General features: G+C 61.3%; 8 protein-coding genes and 1 pseudogene. 3 read left to right on the top strand and 6 right to left on the bottom strand.

Features of this window, described 5'->3' with window-relative positions; genetic code table 11:
* A pseudogene (locus tag MOV61_RS27910) lies at positions 1-181 on the bottom strand (acetyl-CoA C-acetyltransferase); the annotation flags it as partial.
* A gap of 260 nt (positions 182-441) precedes the next feature.
* On the opposite strand from MOV61_RS27910, the gene phaR reads away from it, so the two are divergent.
* Positions 442-1,017, top strand: a complete 576-nt coding sequence (gene phaR / locus MOV61_RS27905) for a polyhydroxyalkanoate synthesis repressor PhaR (RefSeq protein WP_038546804.1) — start codon at positions 442-444, stop codon at positions 1,015-1,017.
* A gap of 15 nt (positions 1,018-1,032) precedes the next feature.
* On the opposite strand, the gene MOV61_RS27900 is transcribed toward phaR, so the two are convergent.
* From MOV61_RS27900 to mtgA, 4 genes are all read right to left on the bottom strand, one after another.
* Positions 1,033-1,440: a hypothetical protein gene (locus MOV61_RS27900; RefSeq protein WP_038546806.1), complete on the bottom strand. Its 408-nt coding sequence runs from the start codon at positions 1,438-1,440 to the stop codon at positions 1,033-1,035.
* Positions 1,441-1,578: 138 nt separating this feature from the next.
* Positions 1,579-1,764 (bottom strand): 50S ribosomal protein L32, encoded by a 186-nt coding sequence (gene rpmF / locus MOV61_RS27895; protein WP_038546808.1) that lies wholly within the window; start codon positions 1,762-1,764, stop codon positions 1,579-1,581.
* Positions 1,765-1,911: 147 nt separating this feature from the next.
* Positions 1,912-2,559, bottom strand: a complete 648-nt coding sequence (locus MOV61_RS27890; protein ID WP_247138912.1) for a glutathione S-transferase family protein — start codon at positions 2,557-2,559, stop codon at positions 1,912-1,914.
* Between the two features lie 72 nt (positions 2,560-2,631).
* Positions 2,632-3,378, bottom strand: coding sequence for a monofunctional biosynthetic peptidoglycan transglycosylase (gene mtgA, locus MOV61_RS27885; RefSeq protein ID WP_408962442.1), 747 nt, complete (start codon positions 3,376-3,378; stop codon positions 2,632-2,634).
* Between the two features lie 130 nt (positions 3,379-3,508).
* Between mtgA and MOV61_RS27880 the strand changes: the two genes are divergently transcribed.
* Together MOV61_RS27880 and MOV61_RS27875 are read left to right on the top strand one after the other, a co-directional pair.
* Positions 3,509-4,423, top strand: coding sequence for a polyprenyl synthetase family protein (locus MOV61_RS27880; RefSeq protein ID WP_247138911.1), 915 nt, complete (start codon positions 3,509-3,511; stop codon positions 4,421-4,423).
* 19 nt (positions 4,424-4,442) lie between these two features.
* The gene (locus MOV61_RS27875) at positions 4,443-5,084 is read left to right on the top strand and encodes a LysE family translocator (RefSeq protein ID WP_247138910.1); all 642 of its coding nucleotides are present in this window, start codon (positions 4,443-4,445) and stop codon (positions 5,082-5,084) included.
* Positions 5,085-5,115: 31 nt separating this feature from the next.
* Here the strand turns inward: MOV61_RS27875 and MOV61_RS27870 are convergent.
* Positions 5,116-5,630, bottom strand: a 515-nt coding sequence (locus MOV61_RS27870; RefSeq protein ID WP_247138909.1) for an OmpA family protein, incomplete at its 5' end; no start/stop codon positions are given.

Below are 5,630 nucleotides of genomic sequence, written 5' to 3'. Positions count from 1 at the left end.
CCGGCAGGACCTGGCCGAGGATGACCTCGTCCACTTCCGCCGCCTCGATGCCGGCGCGCGCGAGCGCACCCTTGATCGCCGCCGCACCCAGCTCATGGGCCGGCACATTGGCAAAGCCGCCGTTGAAGGAGCCAACCGCGGTACGGCCTGCGGCAGCGATCACGATAGATGGATTGGTCATGGACGTTTCCTCTTATCCGTTATTTGTCTGCGAGACTGGCAAAGCTTGAGCCGAGAGTCAAACGGCAGCTGAACGCCGCTGCCAACCCGTCGGGCGTTTCGAAAATGCCCGTTAGATTTCACGGGTTTGCTGCGCAACAAAGCAATCACCGCGCCGCACAAATCGTTTGTAAGTCCTCGTCATTTAGGCTTACATTCCTGTTGGGAGAAGCATGCCAATCGATAATGACCAAACCATATTGACGGGAGCAGGAGGCAATCATGGCGAAGACCGAAGGCGAAATCATAATCAAGAAATATGCCAACAGGCGCCTCTACAACACGGGCACCAGCACATATGTGACGCTGGAAGACCTGGCGAAGATGGTGAAGAAGGGCGAGGAATTCACCGTTCAGGACGCCAAGAGCGGCGACGATATTACCCATTCGGTTCTGACGCAGATCATCTTCGAGCAGGAGTCCAAGACCGGCAACACGCTGCTGCCGATTTCCTTCCTGCGGCAGCTGATTTCCTATTACGGCGACCAGATGCAGATGGTGGTGCCAACCTTTCTCGAACACTCGATGAAGGCTTTTACCGACCAGCAGGTTCAGATGCGCGAACAGATGACCCGCGCCTTCGGCGATACGCCGCTCAGCAAGAACCTGCAGATGCCGATCCAGATGATGGAAGAACAAGTGCGCCGCAACACGGACATGTTCCGTCAGGCCATGCAGATGTTCTCACCGTTTGCGGGCCAGCCCCAGGCACCTGCCGCCAAGAAGACCGACGCCAAGGACATCGACGAGTTGAAGGAACAGCTCCGCAACCTGCAGAGCCGCCTCGACAATCTTTAAAATCTGGATGAGCCGTCAGAGCCCGATCGACACGTCGCGGCCGGCCGAACGGATTGCTACCGCAAAGCCGCCGATGACGTCGACGAAGGTGATCGTCATCAGGATGAAGAAGATCTGCGTCGCGGCATCCCGCACCAGCAGAAATTCGACCAGATAGGCAATGAAAACCAGCATCGACAGCATGTGGTTGATCAGCGAGCCGCGGCCATTGCGGCTGGCTTTCAGGATTTCCACGAACAGGAAGACCAGCGAGACGACGATGATCACGTCGCCGAGCGTCATGGTCCAGACGGCACCCGACAGCATCTGAAGCGAGCTGATGACGGTGCCGAGCGACGCAACCCCGCCGCCGCCCAGAATGCCGAGCATGGCGAGATTGTAGAGAATGAACGGGATGATCATCAGCGGCAATGCGGCAAGCATGGTCCAGAACTCCAGTCGACGTGGCCGGACTGTACGTACTTGCCCTGCTTTCGCAAGTCTTCGCGCAACAAAACAAGTCTTCGCGCAACAAAAAAGGCCGGCAGAGCCGGCCTTCGATGCAATAGAACCTAGGAACGCTTATGCGCTTTCCTTCGGCGTCAGAACCTGGCGACCGCGATACATGCCGGTCTTCAGATCGACATGGTGCGGACGGCGCAGTTCGCCGGAGTTCTTGTCTTCGATATAGGTCGGAGCCTTGAGTGCGTCTGCGGAGCGGCGCATACCGCGCTTCGACGGGCTCGTTTTTCTCTTCGGTACAGCCATTTTCGTTACTCCACTTGCGTGCAAAACATAATCCCCGGCCGGAACTGAGGCCGATTGGACATGTCTCGATCTCGGAAATTTGGGCGGCTTATACATGCCCCCCAGGGCTTTGACCAGTCCCCAAGCCTATTTTTTCGGAATTCCCGCTCAAACTTCGTCTTCCGGCACGATCCAGGTTTCGGCAAGGGCTGCGTCCTGCCACTTGAGCCAAGCCGGATGCGATTTCATTGCCGCGATATAGGCGAGCGTTTCCGGATCCGTCGTGAGATCGTAGACGTCAAAACGGCTGACGACAGGCGCGAACATCGCATCCGCTCCGGAGAATACACCGAACAGGAAGGGGCCGCCGGATTTTGCCCGGAGCTCGCGCCAAATCGTCTCGATGCGAGCGACATCGTCCATCACGCCGTCGGCGACAGCGAGCCTCGCCTTCGGACGGCGCATGTTCATCGGACAGGCGTTGCGCAGCGCGCCGAAGCCGGAAATCATCTCCGTCGAGACGGAACGCGCCACCGCGCGGTCGGCGGCAGCCTTCGGCCAGATGCCCTTGTCCGGGAAAAGCTCGGCGGCGTATTCGATGATCGAAAGCGATTCCCACACCCTGATGTCGCCCTGGTGCAGCACCGGCACCTTGCCGGTCGGCGAGATCGTCTTGAATTTCGGATTGCCGGCCGGGAAGTCGAAGGGGATCAGCACTTCCTCGAAAGGAATGCCGGCCGCCGTCAGCGCGATCCAGGGGCGGAAGGACCAGGAAGAATAATTCTTGTTGCCGATATAAAGGGTAAGCTTTTCCATGGGCCACTCTCCGGTTGGTTTATGAGCCTCATAATGGCCTTGCCAGGAGACGACCAATGAAATCGATAGACCTCAATCATAAATGCATTTGATGTAATCGCCGGATCCCCGCGCCCGGCGCTCGACGAGCACGGCCAGTTGCTGAACGCCGCGGCTCGGTTTGCTGGCCACGCGGGTGATCGGGTTGGGAAGTGCTACGGCCAGAAGTGCCGCCTGGCGGGCGCTCAGTTTCGAAGCTGGCACCTTGAAATGATATTGCGCCGCTGCCTCCGCGCCATAGATGCCCGGCCCCCATTCGGCGATGTTCAAATAAATCTCCATCATCCGGCGTTTCGACCAGACGAGGTCTGCGCCGAGCGCCAGCGGCAGCTCCAGCCCCTTTCGGATGAACGAGCGGCCGTTCCAGAGGAACAGGTTTTTGGCGGTCTGCATCGGAATGGTGCTGGCGCCCCGCGTCGCCTCACCGTCGAGGGCATCCTCGACCACCCCGCGCATCTGGTTCCAGTCGACGCCACCATGAAAACAGAACTGGCCGTCTTCCGACATCATCACCGAACGGACGAGATTGGGCGAGATCTGGTCGAGGCTCACCCAGCGCCGGTCGTATCCACGAAACAGCGCCAGTTCCGACAGCATTAGCGTCGAAACGGGGCGGGTGAATGGAAGCGTGTAGACGAAGATCAACAGATAGGGCAACACCACCAGCGCGATCGCGATCAGCACGATCCGGCGGATCAGATTGCCCGAAACCGGGCGCCGTCTCCAGCCGGCCCTCACGGGCTCCTCCTCCTGCACCTGCTGTTCGGGTGTGAAGTCCAATATCCCACTCGTCCCTCGTTTTGAGTTTCATAACCGCTCAACGTGGCCAAGGCGAGTCCGGCGCCGAAAACTTCGCATGTCTGGGTGAATCGCCGTTGCCAGCCAACCATCGGCGTGCCAAACAGCGGCCATGACGGACGCGAAAACGGCATTCGAAATACGCCTGCGGCAGAGCGCCGCCGAGACGGGAGCGCTGCTTTCGTCTCTCCTGTCCGATACCCCTCTTTCCGACGAGACGACCCGCCCGGCGCATCTGATGGCCGCCATGCGGCATGGATCGCTGAACGGCGGGAAACGGCTGAGGCCCTTTCTCGTCCGCGAGAGTGCGGCCCTGCTCGGTGGCCCGGCCGATATGGCACTTCGGGTCGGCGTTGCGCTCGAGTGCCTGCATTGTTATTCGCTGATCCACGACGACCTGCCGGCCATGGACGACGACGACCTGCGCCGTGGCCAGCCGACCGTCCACAAGGCTTTCGACGAAGCGACCGCCATCCTTGCCGGCGACAGCCTGCTGACCTATGCCTTCGACATCATCGCCGCGCCGGAAACCCTGCTGGCCGACCGGCTGAAAACGGAACTCGTGCTGTCGCTTGCCCGCGCCGCAGGTCCCGGCGGCATGGCGGGTGGCCAGGCGCTCGATCTCGCCGCGGAAAAATCGCCGCCCGACGAGGCCGGGATCACCACATTGCAGGCGATGAAAACAGGTGCGCTGCTGCGGTTTGCCTGCGAGGCGGGCGCGATCGTCGCCGGCTCTGAGCCGGAACATCGCCAGCGGCTGCGGCTGTTCGGCCAGAAGATCGGCCTTGCCTTCCAACTCGCCGACGATCTGCTCGACCTGACTTCGGATGCCGAAACCATGGGCAAGGCGACCGGAAAGGACGCCGGCCGCGGCAAGGGCACCCTCGTCGCCCTGCATGGCATCGGCTGGGCGGAAGACCGGCTGGATGCTTTGACGGCCGAAGCCGTGGAACTGCTTGCGCCCTACGGTGAGAAGGCGTCCGTTCTGCAGGAGACGGCGCGCTTCATCGCCAGCCGGGAAAACTAAACAGGGATAGGAAACGAGAATGCCGGACGCCCTCAGTTATCTGCCCTACATGTGGCCGGCCTACGTCGCCTATGTCATCAACGTCGCGAGCCCCGGCCCGGCCAATTTCGCGATCATCGGCACCTCGATCTCGCAAGGCCGCCGCGCCGGCCTGATCACCGCGCTCGGCATCGCCAGCGGTTCGCTGACCTGGGCGACGGCGGCAGCTCTCGGTCTCGCGGCCTTGCTGCGCAACTATGCGATCGCGCTGGAGATCATGAAGGTCCTTGGCGGCATCTACCTGATCTACCTGGCCTGGAAGGCCTATAAATCCGCACGCCTGCCGGATTCCAAGGTCGCTCTCGGCAATGCGAAAACCAACTACACCGCCCGCCAGCTCTGGCTGCGCGGCTACGCGGTCCACGTCACCAATCCGAAGGCGATCTTTGCCTGGCTGGCGATCATTTCGCTCGGCCTGCCGGAAAATGCGCCGACCTCGGCGATCCTTTTGATCATCGGCGTCTGCATGAGCTCGAGCCTGCTGATCTTCACCACCTATGCGATGGTGTTTTCGACATCCCACGCGCTGCGCGGCTACAAGGCCGCACGACGCTGGGTCGAAGGCACGATGGCGGTGTTTTATAGCATTGCCGGCCTGAAGCTGCTGACGAGCCGCATCTGAGCGGCTCGCCTTCTTCATCCGATTTTCTTGATCAGCCCTGGGTGATCGGCGCGATCGCCACTTCGACGCGGCGGTTCTGGGCGCGGCCGTCCGGGCTCGCGTTCGTGGCGACCGGCTGCGACGGTCCAAAACCCATCGTTGACATGCGGCGCTGGTCCACGCCACGGCTGCCGAGATAGTTGGCAACAGAAGCGGCGCGACGCTCGGAAAGAGCCTGGTTATGCTGCAAGCTGCCGGTCGAGTCCGTATGGCCGTTGACGTCGATCAGAGTGCGGTTGAACTTGTTCAGCACGATCGCGACGGAATCCAGCGTCCGGTAGAAGGGCGGGATCACCTGGTCCTGGTCGGTGGCGAACGTGATGTTCGACGGCATGTTGAGGATGATGCGGTCGCCGACGCGGGTCACGGAAACACCGGTGCCCTGCAGCTGGGCGCGCAGTTCCGCTTCCTGATTGTCCATGTAGGCGCCGATGCCGCCACCGGCAAGCGCACCGATACCGGCACCGATCAGCGCATTGCGGCCCGCATGGCGTCCGCCGGTCAAGC

Origin of the sequence: Neorhizobium sp. BETTINA12A, assembly GCF_023006485.1 — a bacterium.
Lineage (GTDB): Bacteria > Pseudomonadota > Alphaproteobacteria > Rhizobiales > Rhizobiaceae > Neorhizobium.
Note: the sequence above shows the minus strand (reverse complement) of the source record. Positions and strands in the feature narration are given on the sequence as shown.

What these genes read in the sequence shown, in the direction of transcription:
- phaR (WP_038546804.1), top strand. Translation starts at nt 442, where the DNA reads ATGGCGAAGACCGAAGGCGAAATCATAATCAAGAAATATGCCAACAGG.
- MOV61_RS27900 (WP_038546806.1), bottom strand. Translation starts at nt 1,440, where the DNA reads ATGCTTGCCGCATTGCCGCTGATGATCATCCCGTTCATTCTCTACAAT.
- rpmF (WP_038546808.1), bottom strand. Translation starts at nt 1,764, where the DNA reads ATGGCTGTACCGAAGAGAAAAACGAGCCCGTCGAAGCGCGGTATGCGC.
- MOV61_RS27890 (WP_247138912.1), bottom strand. Translation starts at nt 2,559, where the DNA reads ATGGAAAAGCTTACCCTTTATATCGGCAACAAGAATTATTCTTCCTGG.
- MOV61_RS27880 (WP_247138911.1), top strand. Translation starts at nt 3,509, where the DNA reads ATGACGGACGCGAAAACGGCATTCGAAATACGCCTGCGGCAGAGCGCC.
- MOV61_RS27875 (WP_247138910.1), top strand. Translation starts at nt 4,443, where the DNA reads ATGCCGGACGCCCTCAGTTATCTGCCCTACATGTGGCCGGCCTACGTC.